The organism is Kitasatospora sp. NPDC018058, assembly GCF_044327205.1.
Classification (GTDB): domain Bacteria; phylum Actinomycetota; class Actinomycetes; order Streptomycetales; family Streptomycetaceae; genus Kitasatospora.
In genome coordinates this window covers 172,083-194,734 of the sequence record NZ_JBIRFA010000012.1, presented here as the reverse complement: position 1 = coordinate 194,734, position 22,652 = coordinate 172,083, and the positions used below count along the sequence as shown (strand labels likewise).

Genomic DNA, 22,652 nt, shown 5'->3' with positions numbered 1-22,652 from the left:
CCGGTGCCGTTCTGCGGGATCATGTGTGGCATGACGGCGGCCCATTCGCACGGAGGCCGGTCCCACACCGGCCGTCTGCTCGTCGCGACGCCCCTGCTCACCGATCCGAACTTCGCGCGGGCGGTGGTGCTCCTCCTCGACCACGACGCCGAGGGGGCGCTCGGTGTGGTCCTCAACCGGCCGACGCCGGTCGAGGTGGGCAGTGTGCTGGACGGCTGGGGCAGACTCGTCGGGCAGCCGGCGGTGGTGTTCCAGGGCGGGCCGGTGGCGCTGGACTCGGCGCTGGGCCTGGCCGTCGCGCCGGGGGAGCCGGGCACCGGCGAGCCGCTGGGCTGGCGGCGGGTGCACGGCGCGATCGGCCTGGTGGACCTGGAGGCGCCGCCCGAGGTGCTGGCCGGCGAACTGGGGAGCCTGCGGATCTTCGCCGGGTACGCCGGCTGGTCGCCGGGCCAGCTGGAGGCCGAGCTGGAGAGCGGCGCCTGGTGCCTGGTGGACTGTGAGCCCGGCGACATCTCCAGCCCCGAGCCGGAGCGGCTGTGGCGCTCGGTGCTGCGCCGCCAGCGCGGGCCGCTGGCGCTGCTGGCGACCTACCCGGACGACCCGATGCTGAACTGAACTCCGTACGGATGTGCGGGCCCGTCCGCGCGACACTGGCCCGGTTTCCGGAGGCGCCCATAGACTTGTCACCTATGAGCACTCTTGAGCCCGAGCGCGGCCTCGGCACCGGCACCCTGGTCGAGCCCGTCCCGCAGGTGTCCAACGGGGACGGCGACCACGAGCGCTTCGCGCACTACGTCCAGAAGGACAAGATCATGGAGAGCGCGCTCTCCGGGTCCCCGGTGGTCGCGCTCTGCGGCAAGGTGTGGGTGCCCGGGCGCGACCCGAAGAAGTACCCGGTCTGCCCGATGTGCAAGGAGATCTACGACGGCATCGGCAAGCCGCAGGGCGGCGACGGCGACAAGTAGTCCCCGGCCGCCCCGGTTCCGGCGCACGCCGTGCGACGCCGTTTCGCAGGGCACCGCGCTTCCGCAGAGGTCTATGCCAATCGTTCCGGGCGTGGGCAGGATGTCGGAATGGACCTCATTCCCGCACCTTCGAGTGCCGTCCGCCGCCCGGACGAGGACTTCCCGCTCGATGCCGCGACCACGCTGACCGCCCCGCCCGGGCTGGCCGACGCCGAGCGCTGGCTGCGCGGCGCGCTGTCCGCCGCCACCGGGCTGCCGTTCGGCCCGGGCCGGCCGGGCGCGGGGGTCGAGCTGGTGCGGGACGACCGGCTGGCCGCCGAGGCGTACCGGATCGCGGTGCGCCCCGGCCACGCCCGGCTCGCCGCGGGCGGCCCGGCCGGTGCGCTGTGGGCCGCCCAGACCCTGCGGCAGCTGCTCGGGCCGGACGCCTACCGGCGCTCCCCGCTGCGCCGCGAGGGCTGGGTGCTGCCCGGCGCGGACATCGCGGACGCCCCCCGGTTCGGCTGGCGCGGCGTGCTGCTGGACGTGGCCCGGCACTTCCTGCCCAAGTCCGACGTGCTGCGCTTCGTCGACCTGCTGGCGGTGCACAAGCTCAACGTGCTGCACCTGCACCTGACCGACGACCAGGGGTGGCGGGTGGAGATCAAGCGCTACCCGAGGCTGACCGGACGCGGCGCCTGGCGGGAGCGCTCGATGGTCGGCCACCGCGCCGGTCGGCGACGCGACGACCGCCCGCACGGCGGTTTCTACACCCAGGACGACCTGCGCGAGATCGTCGCGTACGCGGCCGCGCGCGGGATCACCGTCGTCCCGGAGATCGACCTGCCCGGCCACACCCAGGCCGCCGTCGCCGCCTACCCCGAGCTGGGCAACACCGACGTGGTGGACACCGCCGCGCTCGGCGTCTGGACGGACTGGGGGGTGAGCCACAACGTGCTCAACGCCTCCGAGGAGACCCTGCGCTTCTTCGAGGGGGTACTGGAGGAGGTCCTGGAGCTGTTCCCGTCCGAGTTCATCCACCTCGGCGGCGACGAGTGCCCCAAGGAGCAGTGGAAGGACAGCGCCGCCGTGCAGGCCCGGATCCGCGAGCTGGGCCTGGCCGACGAGGACGAGCTGCAGAGCCATCTGATCCGGCACTTCGACCGCTGGCTGGCCGAGCGCGGCCGCCGACTGATCGGCTGGGACGAGATCCTGGAGGGTGGCCTGGCCATCGCCACCACCCCGAAGGGCGCGGGTGCCGAGCGCCCGGAGGCGTGGGGGCGGTCACGCGCGGTGGTCTCCTCCTGGCGCGGCTTCGGCGGCGGGATCGCGGCCGCGCGGGCCGGGCACGACGTGGTGATGTGCCCCGAGCAGCACGTCTACTTCGACCACCGGCAGGCGGACGGTCCGGAGGAGCCGATCCCGATCGGCTTCGTGCGCACCCTGGAGGACGTCTACCGCTTCGAACCGGTGCCGAAGCAGCTGGACGGGGCCGCCGCCCGGCGCGTCATCGGCACCCAGGCCAACCTGTGGAGCGAGTTCACGGACAGCGCCCGGGACATCGACTACCGCGCCTTCCCCCGGCTGGTCGCCTTCGCCGAGGTCGCCTGGTCCGACCTGCCCGTCGAGCCGACCGAACGCGACTTCGCGGGCTTCGAGCGGCGGCTGGCCGTCCACCTCGGGGTGCTGGACGCGCTCGGCGTGGAGTACCGCCCGGCCGACGGCCCGCACCCCTGGCAGCGCCGGCCGGGAGTGGCCGGCCGGCCGATCGACGGACCGCCGCCGGTGCGGTGATCGGCGCGCCGTCGCGAAGTGGGGAGTGCGGGAACTTATGGGTGGTCATCTGACGTCAAGAACAGATGAACATCTGCCCAGGCCCGGTCCGGGTCGGGGCAGATACCGCCCGGTATCCGCCCCAAACGGGCAGTCCCGTTCACCGGTCCCGAAATGATCATCGAGCATTGTGTGCCAGAGTTGCCCAACCCGGCCCGATCGCCCGTACCCTACGGGCCAGGCCGGGCTGCTGACGCGGACAGCACGGCCAGGGCCGCGGGCGGCGAGCGATCGATGAGCAAGTGGAGCACGGTGGGACCCAGGTGAACCGGACGATCATGCTGCCGGCCTCGCTCGACGAGGCCGTCGACGCGCTGGCCGCCGCCCCGGCCGCGGTACCGGTGGCCGGGGCCACCGACCTCATGGAGGCCGTCAACGCCGGACGGCTGCGCCCCGCCGCCCTGGTCGGCCTCGGCCGGATCACCGAACTGCGCGGCTGGCGCTACGAGGACGGCGGCACCGCCGTCCTCGGCGCCGGACTCACCCACGCCCGGATGGACCGCCCCGACTTCGCCGCGCTCATCCCCGCGCTCGCCGACGCCGCCCGCACCGCCGGCCCGCCGCAGGTCCGCAACGTCGGCACCCTCGGCGGCAACATTGTCACCGCCGCCCCGGCCGGCGACACCCTCCCGGTGCTCGCCGCGCTGGAGGCCAGCGTCACCCTGGCCCGGGCCGGCGCCAGCCGCGAGGTGCCGGTCAGTCACCTGCTCACCGGCCTCGACCCGGTGCGCCCGGGTGAACTGCTCACCTGGGTGCGGGTCCCGCTGCTGCACGCGCCGCAGGTCTTCCTCAAGGCCACCGGACGCAGCGGCCCGGCCCGCGCCACCGCCTCCGTCGCGCTCGTCCTCGACCCGGCCCGGCGCGCCGTGCGCTGCGCCGTCGGAGCCGTCGCCCCGGTGCCGCTGCGCCCGCTGGAGGCCGAGGCCTGGGTGGCCGGCTGCATCGACTGGGACGGCAGCCGGGAGATCGACCCGGCCGCCACCGCCGCCTTCGGTGAGTACGTGGCCGCCGCCTGCGTCCCCGACAACTACGGCGCCGAGGGTGCCTGGGAGGCCGTGACCGAGGGGCCGACCGCGGCCGCCGTTCGGCTGCGGCGTACCGTAGCGGTGCTGGCCCGACGGGCACTGGGAAGGGCGCTGAAGTGACCACAGACCCCATCGAGACCCTCGACGCCGACCCGCTCGGCCTCACCCCGCAGGTCACCCGCGAGCTGCGCCCGTGCGCCTCCTACACGCTGCGGGTCAACGGTTTCGAACGACCCGTCACCGACGCCTGGATCGGTGAGAGCCTGCTCTACGTGCTGCGCGAGCGGCTCGGCCTGGCCGGCGCCAAGGACGGCTGCGAGCAGGGCGAGTGCGGCGCCTGCTCGGTGCAGGTGGACGGCCAGCTGGTGGCCGGCTGCCTGGTGCCCGCCGCGCTGGCCGCCGACAGCGAGATCAACACCGTCGAGGGCCTGTCGGCCGGCGGCGGCGCGAGCGACGTCCAGCAGGCGCTGGCCGCCTCCGGCGCCGTCCAGTGCGGCTACTGCACCCCCGGCATGGCGATGGCCGTGCACGACCTGCTCCAGCGCAACCACCGGCCCACCGAGGTCGAGGCCCGGCAGGCGCTGTGCGGCAACCTCTGCCGCTGCACCGGCTACCGCGGCGTGCTGGCCGCCGTCCAGACCGTCGCGGACGCCCGCGCGCTGGAGGCCGAGGAAGCGGAGGAGGCCGCCGCGGCCGCCGCCGAGGAGGCCGTCGCCGAGCCGCCCGCCGTGGAGACCCCGGTCGAGGTGTCGGCCGAGGCGTCGGTCGGGCAACCCGCCGCCGTCGAGCCGGAGCCGATCGTCGAGCCGCCGGTCTACACCGACGCCGAGGCCTGGATCGAGCACACCCCGCAGCCGGTCCCGGAGTCGGCGCCCGGCCAGGTCGTGCCCGACCCCGGGTACGGCGACGGCGGCTACGACACCGGCGTGTACGACACCTCCGCGCTGACCGCGATGCACCCGGGCATCCCCGCCCAGGCCTCCGACGACCAGGTCTACTACCCGCCGCAGGGCTACCCCGAGCAGACCTACCAGGCCACCCCCGCGCACGGCACCTACGTGCCGGCCGGCTACCCGGACGGCCACCAGCCGCAGCACGGCTACGACACCGGCTACGACGCCCCGGTCTACGAGCCCACCCCCGCGCACGGCACCCCGCTGCCCGCCGCCGTCTACGAGCCCACCCCCGCGCACGGCACCCCGCTGCCCGCCGCCGTCTACGACGGCACGCCCCCGCACGACACCCCGTACGCCGACCCGCACGGTGCCCCGGCCGGCGTCCCGTACACCGCCACCCCCGCCCACGGCATCCGCCTCCCCGAGGACGACCACGCATCATGACGTCGCCTACCGACATCGGCGCAGCAATCCAGCAGGACGGCGGCGAGGGCGGCGCGCCGGAGCCGTTCGGCCTGGGCAGCTCCCCGCTGCGCAGCGACGCGCTGCCCAAGGCGCTCGGCATCTACCCGTACGCGGCCGACCTGTGGGCCGAGGGGCTGCTCTGGGGCGCGGTGCTGCGTTCGCCGCACCCGCACGCCCGGATCCGCGGCATCGACACCTCGGCCGCGCTCGCCCTGCCCGGCGTGCACGCCGTGGTCACCGCCGAGGACCTGCCGCCCGGTCCGGACGGCACCCCGGACGGCGCCCCGGCCGGCCCGATCGTCGCCGACCGGCCGGTCCTGGCCGCCGGCGTGGTGCGCCACCACGGCGAGCCGGTCGCCGCGGTCGCCGCCGACCACCCGGACACCGCCCGGCTGGCGGTCGGCCTGATCGCGGTCGACTACGAGCCGCTGGAGGCCGTGACCGACCCCGAGCAGGCCTTCACCGCGCCGCCGCTGCACCCGGACGGCAACCTGTTCCGCCACCTGCCGCTGCGCACCGGGGACCCGGACGCGGTGGGCGAGATCATCGTCGAGGGCCTCTACCAGGTCGGTCGGCAGGACCCGGCCCCGCTCGGCGCCGAGGCCGGGCTGGCCGTACCGCGCCCGGACGGCGGCGTCGAGCTGCACCTGTCCTCCACCGACCCGCACGGCGACCGCGACCGCACCGCCGCCTGTCTGGGCCTGGAGCCCGACCGGGTCCGACTGGTGGTCACCGGCGTGCCCGGCGCCACCACCGACCGCGAGGACCTCGGCTTCCAGGTCACCCTGGCGCTGTTGGCGCTGCGCACCGGCCGCCCGGTGAAGATGACGCTGACCCGCGAGGAGTCCTTCCACACCCACGCCTCGCGCCACCCCGCGCTCCTGCGCTACCGCCACCACGCCGACGCCGAGGGCAACCTGGTGAAGGTCGAGGCGCAGATCCTGCTGGACGGCGGCGCCTACGCGGACGTCTCCGCCGAGGCGCTGGCCGCCGCGACGGCCTTCTCGGTCGGCCCGTACGTCTGCCCGAACGTGTTCGTGGACGCCTGGGCGGTGCGCACCAACAACCCGCCGGCCGGGCGGATGCGCGGCGAGGGCGCGCTGCAGGCCTGCTTCGCGTACGAGGCCCAGCTGGACCAGCTGGCCGCCCGGGTGGGCGTGGACCCGGTGGAGATCCGCCGCCGCAACGCGATGTCCACCGGCGACCCGATGCCGACCGGGCAGGCCGTCACCTGCCCGGCGCCGGTGAAGGCGCTGCTGGACGCGGTGTCGGCCGAGCCGCTGCCGGCCCTGCCGGTGGACGACCCGGACGCCGAGTGGCTGCTGCCCGGCGGGCCCGGCGGTGCCGGGGACCCGGCGGCGGTGCGCCGCGGCATCGGCTACGCCGTCGGCATGGTGCACATGCTCGGCGCCGAGGGCGAGGACGAGGTCTCCACCGCCACCGTGCGGGTCAGCGGCGACCACGCCACGGTGATCTGCGCGGCCGTCGACGCCGGACAGGGCTTCGCCACGCTGGCCCGGCAGATCGTGCAGACCGTGCTGGGCGTCAGCGAGGTCTACATCGCGCCCGCCGACAGCGACCAGTCGATCGCCGGGCCCTCCGCCCGGGGCCGGCACACCTGGGTCTCCGGCGGCGCGGTCGAGCGGGCCGCGCTGATGGTCCGCCATCAGCTGCTGCAGCCGATCGCGGCCAACTTCGGGATGTCCGTGGAGCTGCTGCAGATCGCCGACGGCAAGATCACCTCCTACGACGGGGTGCTCGGCATGCCGGTCGCCGAGGCGCTGGAGGGCAAGGAGCTCTGGGCGACCGCGCAGTGCCGCCCGCACCCGACCGAGCCATTGGACGAGTCCGGTCAGGGCGACGCCTTCGTCTCCATCTCCTTCTGCGCGATGCGCGCGGTGGTGGACGTGGACATCGATCTGGGGGCCGTCCGGGTGGTCGAGATGACCGTCGCCCAGGACGTCGGCCGGGCGCTCAACCCGCGGCAGATCGAGGACCGGATCGAGGCGGGCGTGGCCCAGGGCGTGGGCCTGGCGCTGATGGAGGACCTGTGCACGGAGGGCGGGGTGCTGCGCAACCCCTCGCTCACCGGCTACCGGCTGCCCACCTCGCTGGACACCCCGGAGGTGCGGATCGCCGCGCTGCTGGAGGAGCGGGACGTGGTCGCCACCTTCGGCGCCAAGGCGGTCAGCGCCGTCCCCGCGGTGGTCGCCCCGGCGGCCGTCGCTGCCGCCGTCCGGGCCGCCACCGGCCTGCCGGTCGGCCGGCTGCCGATCCGCGCGGAGGACGCGGTCACGGCCTGAGCGTGGCCCGGGCGTGGCCTGAGCGAAAAACAGAAAAGCGGAATGCGGAATTGCCGATCGACTTTCGAAGTCGACCGGCAATTCCCCTTTACGAGGCCGTGGCGGGAATTGAACCCGCGTTCACCGCTTTGCAGACGGTCCCCTGAGCCACTCGGGCACACGGCCAGTGAATTCAGGATGGCGGAGCGCGGGAATGGGGTCAATGAAGTTTTGTAAATTCTGTATGGCAATGTGTGCTACCGTCGAAGGCAGTGGCTGTTTTTCCCGCCACTCCGGACGAGCGCGTCGTACCCGGTGACGACAAGACGACGCAGTTCAGCGGCAATCCGGCCGCTGTGGACTGCGGAGGTACGGCCGTCATGGCTTGGCTCGTTCTGATCGTCTCGGGTCTCCTGGAGACCGTCTGGGCGGTGGCCCTGGAATCGTCCAAGGGCTTCTCCCGCCTCGTTCCCGGCCTCGTGTTCGGCGTCGCCCTGCTGTTCAGCATGGGCGGGCTGGCGTACGCGATGCGCACCATCCCGATCGGCACCGGGTACGCGGTCTGGGTCGGCATCGGCGCGGTCGGCACCGCGCTCTACGGCATGGCCGCCCTGGGGGACCCGGCGACCGCGGCCCGGATCGGCTGCCTGCTGCTGATCGTCTCCGGCGTGGTGGGGCTCAAGGTGCTGCACTGAGCCCCGGTCCTACGTCCAGGGACCCAGGAGATCACCGACTCGGGTCAGGGGTCACCGAGGCGGACGGCTCTTACGATGTGATGTATGAGCACTGCCTCCCCCACCTCCGTCGACTCCACCTCCATACCCGACGGAACCGACCCCGGTGGCGGGGTCCTCGGCGGCCGCTACCGCGCGCTGACGCTGGGGATCGTGTCGGTGGTCCTGGTGATCGCCTTCGAGGCGACCGCCGTCAACACCGCGATGCCGACCGCGGCCCGCCAGCTGAACGGCCTCGGGCTGTACGCCTTCGCCTTCTCCGGCTACTTCACCACCACGCTGTTCGCGCTGGTCGTCTCCGGTCAGTGGTGCGACCGGCGCGGGCCGCTGCAGCCGCTGTTCACCGGCATCGCGGTGTTCGGCATGGGCCTGGTGGTGGCCGGGACGGCGCCCGGCATGTGGGTGTTCGTGGCCGGGCGGGCGATCCAGGGCCTGGGCGGCGGGCTGGTGATCGTCGCGCTGTACGTGGTGGTCGGCCGGGCCTACCCGGAGCGGCTGCGGCCGGCGGTGTTCGCGGCCTTCTCCTCGGCCTGGGTGCTGCCCTCGATCATCGGGCCGCTGGTCTCCGGGACCGTCACCCAGCACCTCGGCTGGCGCTGGGTGTTCCTGGCGGTGCCGGTGCTGATCCTGCTGCCGCTGGCCGTGATGGGCCCGGCGCTGGCCCGGTCCGAACGGGAGCACCCGGTGCTCAAGGGCGCGGACTTCGACCGCCGCCGCACCCTGCTGGCCGCGATGGCCGCGGTCGGCGCCGGCCTGCTGCAGTACGCGGGGCAGCGGCGCGACCTGGTCGGGCTGCTCCCCGGGATCGCCGGGGCGGCGCTGCTGGTGCCGGCCGTCCTGGGGCTGCTGCCCGAGCGGACCCTGCGGGCCGGGCGCGGACTGCCGACCGTCATCCTGCTGCGCGGACTGGCGGCCGGGGCGTTCCTCGGGGCCGAGGCCTTCGTCCCGCTGATGATGACCACCCAGCGCGACCTCTCGCCGACGCTGTCCGGACTGACCCTGACCAGCGGCGGGCTCACCTGGGCCCTGGGCTCCTGGCTGCAGGGGCGGCCGGGGGCCGAGCGCTACCGCGAGGCGATGATCCGGGGCGGCTTCGTGCTGACCTCGGTGGCGATCGCGGGGGCCGCGCTGGTGCTGGTCCCGGCGGTGCCGGCCTGGGTGGCCTCGGTGGCCTGGGGCGTCGGCGGCATCGGGATGGGGCTGACGGTCGCGAGCGTCAGCGTGCTGATGATGAAGCTCTCCGCGCCGGAGGACGCCGGGGCCAACTCGGCCGCCCTGCAGATGAGCGACGCGCTGGGCAACGTGCTGCTGACGGGCCTGGCGGGGGTGCTGTTCGCGGCGCTGGGCGGTGGCTCGCTCGCCGCCGCCCACGAGGGCGCCGGGGCCGCCGGCTCGCCCGGCGCCTTCGCGGTGATCCTGCTGGTGATGGCCGGGGTGGCGCTGGTGGGGGCGCTGCTCTCCGGCCGGGTCCGCAGCCGCGCCTGACGGTCAGCCCACGGCGGCGGGGGAGGTGGCCGGCGGCGCCGCGGCCGGGGCGCCGAGGAAGTTCTCCCAGCCGCCGGCCGGGGACTGGCCCGGGGCGAGGCTCTGCAGTTTGCGCAGCACCGCCGGCTCCTGGGCGTCCAGCCAGTCCACCAGCTGGCGGAAGGAGACCAGCCGGACCTCCGGCTTGCCCGCGATGGCCTTGAGCGTGTCCTCGACGGCGTTCATGTAGATGCCGCCGTTCCACTCCTCGAAGTGGTTGCCGATGATGTACGGCGCCCGGTTGCCGTTGTACGTGCGGTCGAAGCCCATCAGGTAGGCGTCCCGGGCCTGGGCCTGGAAGCCCGGGTGGAGCGCCGGGTCGGCCTTGGTGTTGGGGCCGCACTGGTTGTACATGATGTTGTAGTCCATCGACAGCACCTGGAAGGTGTGCCCGGGGAAGGGGATGGCCTGCAGCGGGAGGTCCCACAGCTCGCCGCCCTGGATCTTCTGCGGCCACACCTGGGTGCCGTTGCCGCTGCTGTCGTAGCGCCAGCCGCGCTTGACCGCGGTGGGCAGCAGGTTGCGCCGGCCCTCCAGGCAGGGGGTGCGGCTGCCGATCAGCTCCTTGCGGTAGTCGAAGGGCAGCGCCGGCAGGTCGGTGAAGCCGGTGTTGGTGCGCCAGTTCATCACGAAGTCCATCGCCTGCTGGGTCTCGCTGTCCCACTCCTCGGGGGACCAGTTGCCGACGCCGGTGGCGCCGCAGAAGTGCCCGTTGAAGTGGGTGCCGATCTCGTGGCCCTCCAGCCAGGCGGCGCGCACGTTCTGCAGGGTGACGCGGATGTGCTGGTCGCTCAGGTAGCCGATCTCGGAGGCGCCGGCCTCGTGCTGCGGCGGACGGTACTGGTCCTTCTTGGACTCCGGCAGCAGGTAGAGGCCGCTGAGGAAGAAGGTCATCGAGGCGTTGTGCTCCTGGGCCAGCCGGCGGAAGCGGCCGAACAGGCCGTTGTCGAGCTCGCCGGCGCCGTCCCAGGAGAAGACCACGAACTGCGGCGGGCGCCGGCCGGGCCGGAGCCTCTCGGGGACGGGCTGGTGCGGCTGGGCGCCGGTGTCGGAGGTGGAGCCGTCGCCGATCAGTACGGCCTGCGGCTTCTGCGGGACCGCGGCCGGGGTGGGGCTCTGCCTGCCGTCCGTCGGGGCGGCCTGGGCGGCTCCGCCCGACGTGTGCTCTCCGCCGCCGGACCGGTCGCTGCCGCAGCCGGCTGCCAGGGCTGCGACGGTGGCCGCTCCGGCGGCCAACAGGGTCCGGCGGGAGAGAGCGTCCATGGTCACTCCGTTCATGAGGCGTTCGGCAGGCGTACAGCGTGCGGAAGTCCGGTCGGACTGGAGGAGCGATAGAACCCGTGATCGGGTCAGCATGGCATGCGGGCTGAAACGGTCTCAGAGGCGCATCGATCGGTCGTAATCGATCGCCCGATTGACGCAACCGAACCGGAGGACCGGGGCGTCGGTGCTGTTCGACGGGTCGTTCCACCGCGCCCGCTCGCGGACCGGGCCCGTCACGCTCGGTGCCGGAACCCCCACTCGGCGCACGGATGGGGGCTGCGACCCTGCCGATCGGCGGGTGCGGATACGACCGTCGTGGGGACGTGCCTTAGGGTCCGATCCGATTGAATGAGTTCCCAGGAAACTCCCAGAAAGCGGGATTCCGGTCGGCAGAGGGGAGCGCCCATGGGCGTCCAGCAGAACAGGAGCCCCTGGCCGGGCACCCTGGCGGCGGGCGCCGCGCTGGTGCTCGGCGCCTGGCTGCTGCACGGCGGCGGCGCGCCCGTGCTGCCGCCCGCCCCGCAGGCCGGGCAGGCGCTGTCCGGCCTCGCGCCGGTCTCCGTCGTCCCGCCGCTCGGCCCGTCCGCCCCGACCCGGGTCCGCATCCCGGCCGTCCGCCTGGACGCCCCCGTCACCGAACTCGGCCTGGACCCCGACGGCCACCTGCAGGCCCCGCCCGAGGCGGACCGCAACCTCGCGGGCTGGTACCGCGGCGGCGCCACCCCGGGCCAGCGCGGCACCGCCATCCTGGCGGGGCACGTCGACAACAAGGCCGGGCCGGCCGTCTTCTACCATCTCGGATCGCTCCGTCGGGGCGACCGGGTCGAGATCGCCCGGGTGGACGGAGCCACCGCCGTCTACCAGCTGTACGCCATCGAAGTGCACGACCGAAAGGACTTCCCGGACGACCGGGTCTACCGCCAGGCCGCCGACGCGCAGCTGCGGGTGATCACCTGCGGCGGCGCGTACAGCGAGGAACACGGCTACGAGGGCAACGTCGTGGCCTACGGATTCCTGGCCGACACCACTCCTCCGGGCGAAGCCGCATGACCACGCTCACCCTCGCCTCCCGCTGGAACCCGATCGACTGGCCGCTCACCCACGGCCCGGTCCCGTACGCCGTGCTCGCCGTCGGCTGGGCGGCGCTCGCACTGCTGGCCCTGTCCCGGCACGAGCGCTGGCGCGCCCCGCGCATGCTCGGCGCCCTGCTCGCGGGCGCAGCGCTGACCGCCCTGGTGAAGGTCGCCGTCGACAGTTGGTGGCGCCCCTTCCCCGAGGGCACGCCGGACTTCGTGATGCGCTGGATAGCCGTCGCACTGTTCGGCATATCCCTGCTCTGCTTCCGGGTGTCGCTGCTGTCCAACCGCCGCAGGCTGCTGGCGGCCGGCGGCGCCGCCCTGGTGGTGGTGATGGCCGCCTCGCAGATCAACCGGGGCTTCGACCAGTACCCGACCGCCCGGTCCATGCTGGCGCCGCGGACCGACGAACTGACCGAGGGTCGCGCGACCGCCGTCGTCCGGGGCGCGCCCGACCGGCCGCTCGCCGAGCTCTGGCACGCGTCGCCCGGTCTGCCCGACAAGGGCACTCTTTCCACCGTGACCATCCCCGGTACCAAGTCCGGCTTCTCCGCCCGGCCCGGCTACGTCTACCTGCCGCCCGCCTACCGGGCCAACCCCCGGCCGCTGCTGCCGGTCGTGGTGCTGCTGCCCGGCCAGCCCGGCGCCCCGGAGGACTGGGTCAACTCCGGCGGCATCCGGGACACCCTGGACGCCTTCGCCGCCGAGCACCAGGGCCTGGCGCCGATCGTGGTGGTCGCCGACGAGACCGGCGGTCAGTTCGCCAACCCGCTCTGCGTGGATTCGAAGATCGCCAAGTCGCAGACCTACCTGGCCGACGACATCCCGGACTGGATCCACCGAAACCTGCAGACCGCCACCGGCCGCGGCTCGCTCGCCATCGGCGGGATCTCGCTCGGCGGGACCTGCTCGCTCCAACTGGCCCTCAACCGGCCGGACGTGTACGGCACCTTCCTGGACGTCTCCGGTCAGGAGGAACCGACCCTGGGCAGCCACGACGAGACCGTGTCCAAGGCCTTCGACGGCGACGAGAACGCGTTCGCCGCCGTCGACCCGCTGCACCTGATGGCCCGCAAGCGGTTCCCCGACACCGCCGGCATGTTCGTGGTCGGCGCCAACGACCAGTGGTACCGGCCGGGCCAGGAGAAGGTGTACGCGGCGGCCCAGGCGGCCGGGATGAAGGTCGGCTACCAGACCATCCCCGGCCAGCACAGCTGGGTGGTGTTCCGCCAGGCCTTCGAGCAGAACCTGCCCTGGCTCGCCCAGCAGACCGGACTGATCCGGTGACCCGCCTGAAGCGGCCGCGACGCTCCCCCGGCCTTCGGCCGGGCGGTACCCCCAGGGCGCAAGCGCACCTCGCCGCGTTGTCGCCAGTCGCCGATGTCCCCCAGCTCGGAGGCCGGGAGGTGCCCCCACCGCACGGACTCTCACCCGGCCCGGCGGCTGGGAGGGGCCCCCATCCTCCGCCGTGCGGTGCACCCACTCGGACGCCGCGGTCCGATCCGACGACATCCGCCGGACGGCCCCCGGCGGCCCCGGCGGCCCCGACCGCCGAGCACGACCGCGGCGCCGACCTCGGGCCGGTCACCCGGACGGTGGAGCCGCGCCCGCAGCGGGTGCGGCGGGCGGCCCGGGTGCTCCGCGACCGGCTGCGCGCGGCGCCGCTGACCCTGGCGCTGCTGGCCGGGCTCTGGACGCTCGGCGCGGCCGCCGGGAGCCTGGCCACCGGGCCGTCCGAGCGGCTGCTCGGCCGTGCCGGCGTCGGCCTGCCTACGCTCGCCGAGGGCCGCTGGTGGACGCCGGTCACCTCGATGCTGTGGTGCTCGGGCATCGGCGCGTACGTCTTCACCAGCCTGCTGTTGCTCCTGGTCGGCCCGGCCGCCGAGCGGCGGCTCGGCCGACTGCGCACCCTCGCGGTGCTGGTCGGCGGGCAGGTGGCCGGCACCCTGCTGGGCGCCGGGCTGGTCGAGTTCGGCTCCGCGGTGGGGGAGCAGTGGACCGGCTCGGTGGCCGACCAGATCTCGGTCGGGCCCGGCGTCGGCCTGTTCGCCCTGGCCGGGGTGCTCGGCTACCGGCTCACCGTGCTCTGGCGCCGCCGGCTGCACCTGCTGGTGCTGCTCGTCCCGTTGGTCATGACGCTGTACGTCGGCCACCTGCAGAGCGTCCAGCGCTGCGCCGCCGCGCTGGTCGGACTGGGCGCCGGTGCCCTGCTCAGCCGGGGCCGGCCGTACCTGCGCACCCCCCGTTCCTCGCACACCGAGACCCGGGTGCTGGTCGCGCTCTGCCTGGTCGCCGCCGCCTTCGGGCCGCTGATCGCCTCGCTGTACGACAACGCCAGCGGGCCGTTCAACACCTTCTCCGAGCTGTACTTCTCGCACCGGCTCAGCCCGGAGGAGGTGGCCGACTTCTGCGCGATGTCGGCCCACGACTGCGCCCGGGCGCACGCCGTCGAGCGGATCTTCGACACCCCGGGGCGGCTGATGGCCGCACTGTTCCCGGCGCTGCTGCTGGTGCTCGCCGAGGGGCTGCGCCGGGGGCTGCGGTTCGCCTGGCGGATCACCGTCGTCGCCGAGCTGCTCTGGGTGGCGCTGCTGGCCTGGCTGTACCTGGACACCGGGCCGGTCAGCGGGGACGTGGTGCAGTACTTCGTCGAGGCGATGCTGCTGCCGCTGCTGACCACCGGTCTGCTGCTGGCCACCCGGCAGCGGTTCCGGGTACGGCTGTCCGGCCGGGCGGTGCGTCGGCTGGCCGTGGTGGTCGGTGGGGCCGCGCTGGTCTCCTCGGCCGCCTACGTGGGGCTCGGGCGCCTGGTGGCCCACCAGTTCGAGCCGGGGGCGACCGTCCGCCGGCTGATGCACGGACTGCCGGCCCAGTTCCTGCCGCCCGCGTACAACGACCTGACGCCGGACTACCCGATCGCGGTCGGGCCGGTGGCGCTGTTCCTGGAGACGTACTGCGGGCTGGCGTTCTGGGTGGTCACGCTGTGCGCGCTGCTGTCCGTCTTCCGCCGTCCGGTACTGCACACCGACGCGGCGGCCGCCGCCCGGGCCCGGGCGCTGCTCAGCGCGCACGGCGGCGGGACGCTGTCCTTCATCACGACCTGGGACGGCAACCACTACTGGTTCGACGAGCAGGGCCGCGCCGCCGTCGCCTACCGGCTGGTGGGCACCGTGGCGCTGACCACCGGCGACCCGTTCGGCGCGCCGGACGCGCGGGCGCGGGCGGTGGCCGGCTTCGCCCGGCACTGCGACGCCCGCGGCTGGACGCCGTGCTTCTACAGCGTCTCCGCCGAGACCAGGGCCGCCGCCGCCCAGCTGGGCTGGCGCTCGGTGCAGGTCGCCGAGGACACCGTGGTGCCGCTGCCCGAGCTGGCCTTCACCGGCCGCAAGTGGCAGGACATCCGCACCGCCCTCAACAAGGCCGGCAAGCAGGGCATCACCGCCGAGTGGTGGGCGTACCACGAGGCGCCGATCGCGCTGCGCGAGCAGATCCGGGCGATCTCCGAGGAGTGGGTCTCCGAGAAGGGCCTGCCCGAGATGGGCTTCACCCTCGGCGGGCTGGAGGAGCTGGACGACCCGGACGTACGGGTGCTGATCGCGGTGGACGAGCAGCGCACGGTGCACGGGCTGACCAGCTGGATGCCGGTGTACGAGAACGGCGTGCCGGTCGGCTGGACGCTGGACTTCATGCGGCGGCGCTCGGACGGCTTCCGCGGCGTCAACGAGTTCCTGATCGCCTCGGCCGCGCTCGGCTTCAAGGGCGAGGGCGCGCGCTTCCTGTCGCTGTCGGGCGCGCCGCTGGCCCGCACCGGGCAGGACGAGGAGCCCACCGGGCTGCAGCGGATGCTGGACTGGATGGGCAAGGTGCTGGAACCGGTGTACGGCTTCCGCTCGCTGCTCGCGTTCAAGGCGAAGTTCCAGCCGGAGTACCGGCCGATGTACATGGCCTACCCCGACCCGGCCGCGCTGCCCGGCATCACCAGGGCGATCGGCAAGGCCTACCTGCCGCACCTGACGGCGGGGCAGGGCGTGCGGCTGATGCGCAAGCTGTCGGGCTAGCCCTTCCCGGGCCCCGGACCGGGGACCGGTCGTGCCGGCCGCCGTGGTGGCCGGTTCTGACGGCCGGAAGCCCGGGGGCGCTCCCGGACTCCGTCCGGCGGTCAGCCGAGCAGCTGGGCGAGCGCGCGGTCGGCGTCCAGGTGCAGGTGCTCCTCGCCCTCGGCGACGAGCAGTCGGCTGCGCCACAGGAAACGCCGCAGGTCGGTGGTGTCGAACCGGAGCAGCGCGGTGCCCTCCGGGGCCCGCAGCTCCACCATGGTGCGCCGGCCGGTCGCGGGCCGGACGTGGACGTCGCCGACGCCGGCCGCCAGCTCCAGGCCGGCCGAGAGCAACTGGCGGGCGAAGACCCAGACGATGTCCTCGGCGCCCTGGTCGTCCGTGACCTCGTCCAGCGAGAACTCGGCGGGAAAGGCCATCCGCACCGCGAACGGGTCCTCCGGCAGGTAGGACAGCACCACGCGCAGCCGGGCGGAGCGGTGCGGGGAGAGGATCAGGTGGGCCTGGACGGTCTCTTCGACGGCGGCGTGCTGCATGGCGGGGTTCCTCCGGGCGGTCGGGGTGGGGCGGCCTTACACCGGTGAGAGCGGTGGGGCGGCCTGCCATTACGCGCCTCCGACGGGATTTCGATGTGACCATCGTCACGTCGATTTCCGGCCGCCCCGGCCCCGCGCCGACTCGGGTCGAAGCGGCCGAACGGTGGCGGGGCCGGTAGGCTGGGCGGGTTGTCCGATCGCCGCCCGACCGCGGGACGGGGCTGCAAAACCGCCCCTGACCTGCGATGATCCCCCCTCGGAGACCGTGAGTACTGCCGCCGCCTCCTCGATGCCGCTGTTCTCCGACGTACCGGAGACGCAAGATCCCGTCCGGGCCGTCGGCCACGCTGCGCCCGCCGCCTCGCACCACCTCTCCCCGGCCTTCCCCGGTCGCGCCCCCTGGGGCACCGCGGGCAAGCTGCGGGCCTGGCAGCAGGGTGCGCTGGACAAGTACATCGAGACCCAGCCGCGCGACTTCCTCGCGGTCGCCACCCCGGGCGCAGGCAAGACCACCTTCGCGCTCACCCTGGCCTCGTACCTGCTGCACAACCACCTGGTGCAGCAGGTGACGGTGGTCGCGCCGACCGAGCACCTGAAGAAGCAGTGGGCCGAGGCCGCCGCCCGGATAGGTATCAAGCTGGACCCGGCGTACTCCTCCGGACCGCTGTCCCGGGAGTACCACGGCATCGTGGTCACCTACGCGGGCGTCGGGGTCAACCCGATGCTGCACCGCAACCGGACCGAGGCCCGCAAGACCCTCGTGATCATGGACGAGATCCACCATGCCGGTGACTCCAAATCCTGGGGCGAGGCCTGCTTCGAGGCCTTCGAGCCCGCCACCCGTCGGCTGGCGCTGACCGGGACGCCGTTCCGCTCGGACACCAACCCGATCCCGTTCGTCTCGTACGAGGCGGGCGGCGACGGCATCCGCAAGTCCGTCGCCGACTACACCTACGGCTACGGGCACGCGCTCGCCGACCACGTCGTCCGCCCGGTGATCTTCCTCAGCTACAGCGGCAACATGCGCTGGCGCACCAAGTCCGGCGACGAGCTGGAGGCCAGGCTCGGCGAGCCGATGACCAAGGACCTGATCGCCCAGGCCTGGCGCACCGCGCTGTCCCCGCAGGGCGAGTGGATCCCGGCGGTGCTGCAGGCCGCCGACCGGCGGCTGTCCGAGGTCCGCAAGGCGATCCCGGACGCCGGCGGACTGGTGATCGCCACCGACCAGACGGTGGCCCGCGCCTACGCCAAGATGCTGCGCGAGATCAGCGGCGAGAAGGTCACCCTGGTCCTCTCCGACGAGACCGAGGCCTCGAAGCGGATCTCCGACTACTCGGCCGGGACCTCGCGCTGGATGGTCGCGGTCCGCATGGTGTCCGAGGGCGTCGACGTGCCGCGGCTGTGCGTCGGGGTGTACGCCACCTCGATCTCCACCCCGCTGTTCTTCGCCCAGGCCGTCGGCCGCTTCGTGCGCGCCCGCAAGCGCGGCGAGACGGCCTCGGTGTTCCTGCCGACGATCCCGATGCTGCTGGGCTTCGCCAACGAGATGGAGCTCCAGCGCGACCACGTGCTGGACCGGCCGAAGAAGGAGGGCGACGGCCTCTTCGACGAGGAGGACCGACTGCTCGCCGAGGCCGAGCGGGCCAACGACGGGCCGGACGGCGCGGGCGGCGATGAGTTCTCCTACGAGGCGCTCGGCTCCGACGCGGTCTTCGACCGGGTGCTGTACAACGCCATGGAATTCGGCATGCAGGCCCACCCGGGCAGCGAGGAGGAGGACGACTACCTCGGCATCCCGGGCCTGCTGGAGCCGGACCAGGTGCAGATGCTGCTGCAGAAGCGCCAGCACCGCCAGATCCAGCGCAGCAAGACCAAGCCCGCCGAGGAGGCCGACCTGCTGGAGCTGCCGGCCGAGCAGCGGCCGGTCGTCACCCACCAGGAGCTGCGCGAGCTGCGCAAGGAGCTGAACGCGCTGGTGGCCGCCTGGCACCACCGCACCAACCAGCCGCACGGCACCATCCACAACGAGCTGCGCCGCCAGTGCGGCGGGCCGCTCACCGCGCAGGCCACCGCCAACCAGCTGAAGGCGCGGATCGCCCGCATTCGGGAGTGGGCGAAGTAACGGTCCGGCGGGCGGGGGCGGGCCTGTCCGCCCCGGGCCTGTCTGCCCCGGTGTGTCCGGACATCGGACCGAGGTCGATCTCGTGCCCTGTTGTACCTGGTGACTTGGGGGTGTTTGTCCGGAATTCCGGCTGGCGTTGGTGACGATCACGCCCGAATTTTGGACAACCACTTCCGCCGCGACATTTCCTTCACTACCTTTCCCCCACGCTCTTCCGGTGGGCAACCCCCGCGGGACGGGCTCCGCAGGACCGCGCGGCCGTCAACGACGACGCCGCGCGGCCCGAGCGCGGCCACCCCCACCTGCGCGCGACGCCGGCCTTTCGGCCCGGCGCCGCCCGCCCCGCGAGCGCCGCGGAAAGGAATGTCCGTCGTGACTGCCGAGACCTCCCAGACGCTGGACCGCGGCGTCCGCGTCCTCAAGCTCCTCGCCGACTCCGAGCGCGGGCTCACCGTCACCGAGCTGGCCGCCCGGCTGGCCGTCAACCGCACCGTGGTCTACCGGCTGCTCGCCACCCTGGAACAGCACGGCCTGGTCCGTCGCGACATCGGCGGCCGCGCCCGGGTGGGCCTGGGCGTGCTGCGGCTGGCGCACCGGGTGCACCCGCTGCTGCGCGAGGCCGCGCTGCCCGCCCTGCGCAGCCTGGCCGAGGACCTCGGCGCCACCGCCCACCTGACCCTGGTGGACGGCAACGAGGCGCTGGCCGTCGCCGTGGTCGAGCCGAGCTGGACCGACTTCCACGTCGCCTACCGGACCGGACTGCGCCACCCGCTCACCGAGAGCGCGGCCGGTCGCGCGATCCTGGAGGCCCGCGGCTTCCCCAGCCAGCGCCGACCCGAGCAGGGCTTCGTCATCACCCGTGCGGAGGAGCAGTCCGGCGCCAGCGGGGCAGCCGCCGCGCTGCTCGGGCTGAGCGGCATCGAGGGCAGCGTCGGCGTGGTGATGCTGAACGGGCTGGTGCCCGAGCGGGTCGGCCCCCGGGTGGTGGAGGCGGCCACCGAGGTGGCCGACGCCCTGAGGTAGCGCCTCCGCCCCGGGCCGGCAGCGAGCGGGCGAACCACGGAGCGGCGCCGGGTGTGTTTGGATTCCCCTTGTGTCCGACACCAAGCTGCCCAAGGCCCTCTCCGCCCCGCGGACCCGCGCGCTCGCGCTCTGCGGGGTGCTGGTCGCCGCGCTGTTCGGCGTGGCCGCCTTCGTCCCGTTGCCGTACACCCTGACCTGGCCGGGCCTGACCGCGGACACCCTGGGCTCCTACCAGGACCGCCCGGTGCTCACCATCACCGGGGCGCCGCTGCGCACCACCGAGGGCGAGCTGCGGATGGTCACCATCTCGGCCACCAACCCGGGCCAGAAGACCAGGTTCTGGCGCGCCCTGCAGGCCTGGTTCGACCCCAAGGAGGCGGTCCGCCCGACCGACACCGTGTACCCGCAGGGCAACCCGGCCAAGGCCGAGGAGGTGACGGCCCAGCAGATGGCCGAGTCGCAGGACAGCGCCACCGAGGCCGCGCTCAGCTACCTCCACCTCTCGCCGGACCAGGTGAAGGTGAAGGTCGACCTGGGCGACGTGGGCGGCCCGAGCGCCGGCCAGATGCTGGCGCTGGGCATCGTGGACAAGCTGGCCGGCGACGGCAAGGGCGGTGACCTCACCGGCGGGCTGAAGGTCGCCGGCACCGGCACCATCGAGAAGGACGGCACCGTCGGCCCGGTCGGCGGCGTCCCGCTGAAGACCCAGGCGGCCGCCCGGGACGGCGCCACGGTGTTCCTGCTGCCCAAGGAGGAGTGCGCGGACGCCAAGGTGAACACCCCCAAGACGCTGCGCCTGGTGCCGGTCGGCACACTCGCCGAGTCGGTCTCGGCGCTGGAGGCGCTCAGGAGCGGGGGCAGCGTCCCCAGTTGCTGACCGGTCGCCGTCGCCGATTCTCCGTGGGTGGGCCGCCCTACTCGGCGGCCGCCTGGTCCACCAGCGGCAGGATCCGGTACGGCACCGGGTTCTCCAGCACGATCGCGGTGGAGGAACGGACGATCCCGTCGAAGCCCACCACCCGGTCGATCACCCGCTGCAGATCGGCGTTGGAGCGGGCCACGATCCGCACCAGCATGTCCCCGATGCCGGTGATCGTGTGCAGCTCCAGCACCTCCGGCACACCCGCCAGGTGCGCCCGCACGTCCGCGCCCTGGCCCTGGGAGATCTCCAGGGTGGCGAAGGCCGTCACCGGGTAGCCGATCGCCGCCGGGTCCACCTCCGGGCCGAACCCGCTGATCACCCCCTTGGCCTGCAGCCGGTCCAGCCGGGCCTGCACGGTGCCGCGGGCGACCTGCAGCCGGCGCGAGCACTCCAGCACACCGATCCGGGGCTCCTCCGCCAGCAGCCGGATCAGCCGGCCGTCCAGGGCGTCGATGGCGTCGTTCCCGCCGCCCGGCGGGGGAGTGGAAACGCCCTGGGGGGTGGGGGAGTTGGGCGAGCCGGGGGAGCTCGGGGAGTGGGCGGGGGGCATCGCGGCTCCTCCTCCGGTGGGCATTCTGTACAGCGGTGCCGCCGATTCTCCCGCTCCGGGGCACAGCTTGACCAGGAGGAAACGGAACAGTTGCGCGTAGGTCGGCTCGGCGCCACCCTCCAGCCACGACTCCGTGCCTCGGGCCCCACCCCGGACGCGGGGCGGTCCGTACGCCTACCGGGAGGGCCGTCATGACCGACACCGCCGCCGAACCCGTCCTGCTCGCCGCGGGCCTGGCCGAGGGGACGGGGGAGCCGGATCCGCTGGCGATGGGCCGCGCCGACGCGGTGGTCTTCGCGGTCGCCGACGCGCGGCGGGCGGCCCGCCGCTACTGCGCCGCGCTCGGACTGCGCTGCACCGCGTACGCCGGGCCGGAGACCGGCGAGCCGGAGACGGTGTCGTACGTGCTCTCCGCGCCGGGGACGCGGATCGTACTCACCTCGCCGGTGCGGGTGACCGGTCCGCGCGGCCGGGAGCTGGCCGCGCACCTGGCCCGGCACGGGGGCGGGGTGCTGGACCTCGCGGTGAGCGTGCCGGACGTCTACTACGCGTACGACTACGCGGTGGACCGGGGCGCGCTGTCGCTGGCCGAGCCGTACGAGGTGCGGGACCGGTTCGGCTCGGTGGTGCTGGCCACCATCGGGGTGCCGGGCGGCACCAGACACACGCTGGTGGACCGGGCCGGGTACGCGGGGCCGTACCTGCCGGGGTACGTGCCCTTCGAGGGCTGGTGACGCCGGGGTGACACCGGTGACGCGGCCTCAGCGGATCGCCGTCTCCACGATCGGCGGGTGGCCGTTCCAGTAGACGAACACCGAGTTGGCCTGGTCGCCCTTGGTGAAGTCCACCCGCATCCACTGGTCGCCGTTCCACACCTGCATCTGCCAGCCCGGGTCCGGGGTGGCGGAGACCAGCGAGGCCCGGTCGGCGCGGATGTCCAGGGCGACCCGGCCGCCGGGGATCGGATAGCTCCTCACCGTGGACGTCGCGGTGGCGGTCGGCGTGGGCCGCCGGGCGGGCGGGGTGGCCGGGGCGACGGTCGGTGGGCGGGTGGCGGTGGCGGTCGGGGAGGCCGGCGCGGGCGTGGGCCCGTCCTGGGCGGAGGTACGCGGTTGGTCGGGGGTGGCGGTCGCGGTGTACGGCGTGCCGTCGGCCCTCGGGGAGGGCAGCGGCAGCGCCGTGGGCTGCTCGAACGCGGCGTCGGTGAGCACCGCGTGCACGCCGAGCCAGGACAGCGCCACCGCCGCCCCGGTGGCCGCCGCCCAGGCGCCGAGCTGTACCAGTCCGTTCCGCATCGTCCGCACATCCTGCCGTATTCCCGGGCCGTCGAGGGCGGCACCCTCGCTGTTCGGCAGGGCAGTTGGGCGATGTCCGGACCCGGCCCGGGCCCACCCCCGAGGTA

General features: G+C 74.0%; 18 protein-coding genes, 1 tRNA gene, 1 pseudogene and 1 riboswitch. Of the genes and pseudogenes, 15 read left to right on the top strand and 5 right to left on the bottom strand.

All coding sequences use genetic code 11. The features are described 5' to 3' along the window. The first annotated feature begins 21 nt into the window (after positions 1-21). From ACH4E7_RS19335 to ACH4E7_RS19310, 6 genes and pseudogenes are all read left to right on the top strand, one after another. On the top strand, positions 22-615 hold the full coding sequence (locus ACH4E7_RS19335) for a YqgE/AlgH family protein (protein WP_396250228.1): 594 nt from the start codon (positions 22-24) through the stop codon (positions 613-615). A 74-nt stretch (positions 616-689) separates the two neighbouring features. Next, entirely contained in the window at positions 690-965 is a 276-nt protein-coding gene (locus tag ACH4E7_RS19330) for a DUF3039 domain-containing protein (RefSeq protein ID WP_153460824.1), read from the top strand. 108 nt (positions 966-1,073) lie between these two features. Beyond that, a complete protein-coding gene (locus ACH4E7_RS19325) occupies positions 1,074-2,738 on the top strand; it encodes a beta-N-acetylhexosaminidase (protein ID WP_396250227.1) in 1,665 nt (554 codons plus the stop codon). A 317-nt stretch (positions 2,739-3,055) separates the two neighbouring features. Next, entirely contained in the window at positions 3,056-3,922 is an 867-nt protein-coding gene (locus ACH4E7_RS19320; protein WP_396250266.1) for an FAD binding domain-containing protein, read from the top strand. 71 nt (positions 3,923-3,993) lie between these two features. Further along, positions 3,994-4,504 (top strand): annotated as a pseudogene (locus ACH4E7_RS19315) ((2Fe-2S)-binding protein); the annotation flags it as partial. Positions 4,505-5,138: 634 nt separating this feature from the next. Beyond that, positions 5,139-7,466: a xanthine dehydrogenase family protein molybdopterin-binding subunit gene (locus tag ACH4E7_RS19310; RefSeq protein WP_396250226.1), complete on the top strand. Its 2,328-nt coding sequence runs from the start codon at positions 5,139-5,141 to the stop codon at positions 7,464-7,466. Between the two features lie 93 nt (positions 7,467-7,559). Here ACH4E7_RS19310 and ACH4E7_RS19305 read toward each other — a convergent pair. Then, positions 7,560-7,631: transfer RNA gene (locus ACH4E7_RS19305), tRNA-Cys, on the bottom strand. Between the two features lie 83 nt (positions 7,632-7,714). Continuing rightward, positions 7,715-7,781, top strand: a riboswitch (guanidine-III (ykkC-III) riboswitch). Positions 7,782-7,825: 44 nt separating this feature from the next. Here ACH4E7_RS19305 and ACH4E7_RS19300 point away from each other — a divergent pair. After that, positions 7,826-8,140 (top strand): DMT family transporter, encoded by a 315-nt coding sequence (locus ACH4E7_RS19300; RefSeq protein WP_396250225.1) that lies wholly within the window; start codon positions 7,826-7,828, stop codon positions 8,138-8,140. Positions 8,141-8,224: 84 nt separating this feature from the next. Continuing rightward, positions 8,225-9,664 (top strand): MFS transporter, encoded by a 1,440-nt coding sequence (locus ACH4E7_RS19295; RefSeq protein ID WP_396250224.1) that lies wholly within the window; start codon positions 8,225-8,227, stop codon positions 9,662-9,664. Positions 9,665-9,667: 3 nt separating this feature from the next. Here ACH4E7_RS19295 and ACH4E7_RS19290 read toward each other — a convergent pair whose 3' ends face one another. Further along, entirely contained in the window at positions 9,668-10,966 is a 1,299-nt protein-coding gene (locus ACH4E7_RS19290) for a hypothetical protein (RefSeq protein WP_396250223.1), read from the bottom strand. A gap of 405 nt (positions 10,967-11,371) precedes the next feature. On the opposite strand from ACH4E7_RS19290, the gene ACH4E7_RS19285 reads away from it, so the two are divergent. The 3 genes from ACH4E7_RS19285 (at position 11,372) to ACH4E7_RS19275 (ending at position 16,100) form a co-directional block, all read left to right on the top strand. Then, complete coding sequence (locus ACH4E7_RS19285) at positions 11,372-12,016, top strand: class F sortase (RefSeq protein ID WP_396250222.1); 645 nt, start codon at positions 11,372-11,374, stop codon at positions 12,014-12,016. Continuing rightward, positions 12,013-13,329: an alpha/beta hydrolase gene (locus tag ACH4E7_RS19280; protein WP_396250221.1), complete on the top strand. Its 1,317-nt coding sequence runs from the start codon at positions 12,013-12,015 to the stop codon at positions 13,327-13,329. The genes ACH4E7_RS19285 and ACH4E7_RS19280 overlap by 4 nt, the downstream gene beginning before the upstream one ends. 308 nt (positions 13,330-13,637) lie before the next feature. Further along, the gene (locus ACH4E7_RS19275; protein ID WP_396250220.1) at positions 13,638-16,100 is read left to right on the top strand and encodes a rhomboid family intramembrane serine protease; all 2,463 of its coding nucleotides are present in this window, start codon (positions 13,638-13,640) and stop codon (positions 16,098-16,100) included. Positions 16,101-16,201: 101 nt separating this feature from the next. Here ACH4E7_RS19275 and ACH4E7_RS19270 read toward each other — a convergent pair whose 3' ends face one another. Further along, positions 16,202-16,633, bottom strand: coding sequence for an SsgA family sporulation/cell division regulator (locus ACH4E7_RS19270; RefSeq protein WP_396250219.1), 432 nt, complete (start codon positions 16,631-16,633; stop codon positions 16,202-16,204). A 289-nt stretch (positions 16,634-16,922) separates the two neighbouring features. On the opposite strand from ACH4E7_RS19270, the gene ACH4E7_RS19265 reads away from it, so the two are divergent. The 3 genes from ACH4E7_RS19265 to ACH4E7_RS19255 all read left to right on the top strand — a co-directional run bounded on the left by ACH4E7_RS19265 (position 16,923) and on the right by ACH4E7_RS19255 (position 20,655). Further along, positions 16,923-18,755, top strand: a complete 1,833-nt coding sequence (locus tag ACH4E7_RS19265) for a DEAD/DEAH box helicase (RefSeq protein WP_396250265.1) — start codon at positions 16,923-16,925, stop codon at positions 18,753-18,755. Positions 18,756-19,127: 372 nt separating this feature from the next. Next, the gene (locus ACH4E7_RS19260) at positions 19,128-19,778 is read left to right on the top strand and encodes a helix-turn-helix domain-containing protein (protein ID WP_350739323.1); all 651 of its coding nucleotides are present in this window, start codon (positions 19,128-19,130) and stop codon (positions 19,776-19,778) included. A gap of 70 nt (positions 19,779-19,848) precedes the next feature. After that, on the top strand, positions 19,849-20,655 hold the full coding sequence (locus ACH4E7_RS19255; RefSeq protein WP_396250218.1) for a S16 family serine protease: 807 nt from the start codon (positions 19,849-19,851) through the stop codon (positions 20,653-20,655). A gap of 37 nt (positions 20,656-20,692) precedes the next feature. Here the strand turns inward: ACH4E7_RS19255 and ACH4E7_RS19250 are convergent, their stop codons facing one another. After that, a complete protein-coding gene (locus ACH4E7_RS19250) occupies positions 20,693-21,250 on the bottom strand; it encodes an Lrp/AsnC family transcriptional regulator (protein WP_396250217.1) in 558 nt (185 codons plus the stop codon). A 191-nt stretch (positions 21,251-21,441) separates the two neighbouring features. On the opposite strand from ACH4E7_RS19250, the gene ACH4E7_RS19245 reads away from it, so the two are divergent. Then, the gene (locus tag ACH4E7_RS19245; RefSeq protein WP_396250216.1) at positions 21,442-21,984 is read left to right on the top strand and encodes a VOC family protein; all 543 of its coding nucleotides are present in this window, start codon (positions 21,442-21,444) and stop codon (positions 21,982-21,984) included. A 27-nt stretch (positions 21,985-22,011) separates the two neighbouring features. Here the strand turns inward: ACH4E7_RS19245 and ACH4E7_RS19240 are convergent, their stop codons facing one another. Then, entirely contained in the window at positions 22,012-22,545 is a 534-nt protein-coding gene (locus ACH4E7_RS19240; RefSeq protein ID WP_396250215.1) for a hypothetical protein, read from the bottom strand. Between the last annotated feature and the right edge of the window lie 107 nt (positions 22,546-22,652).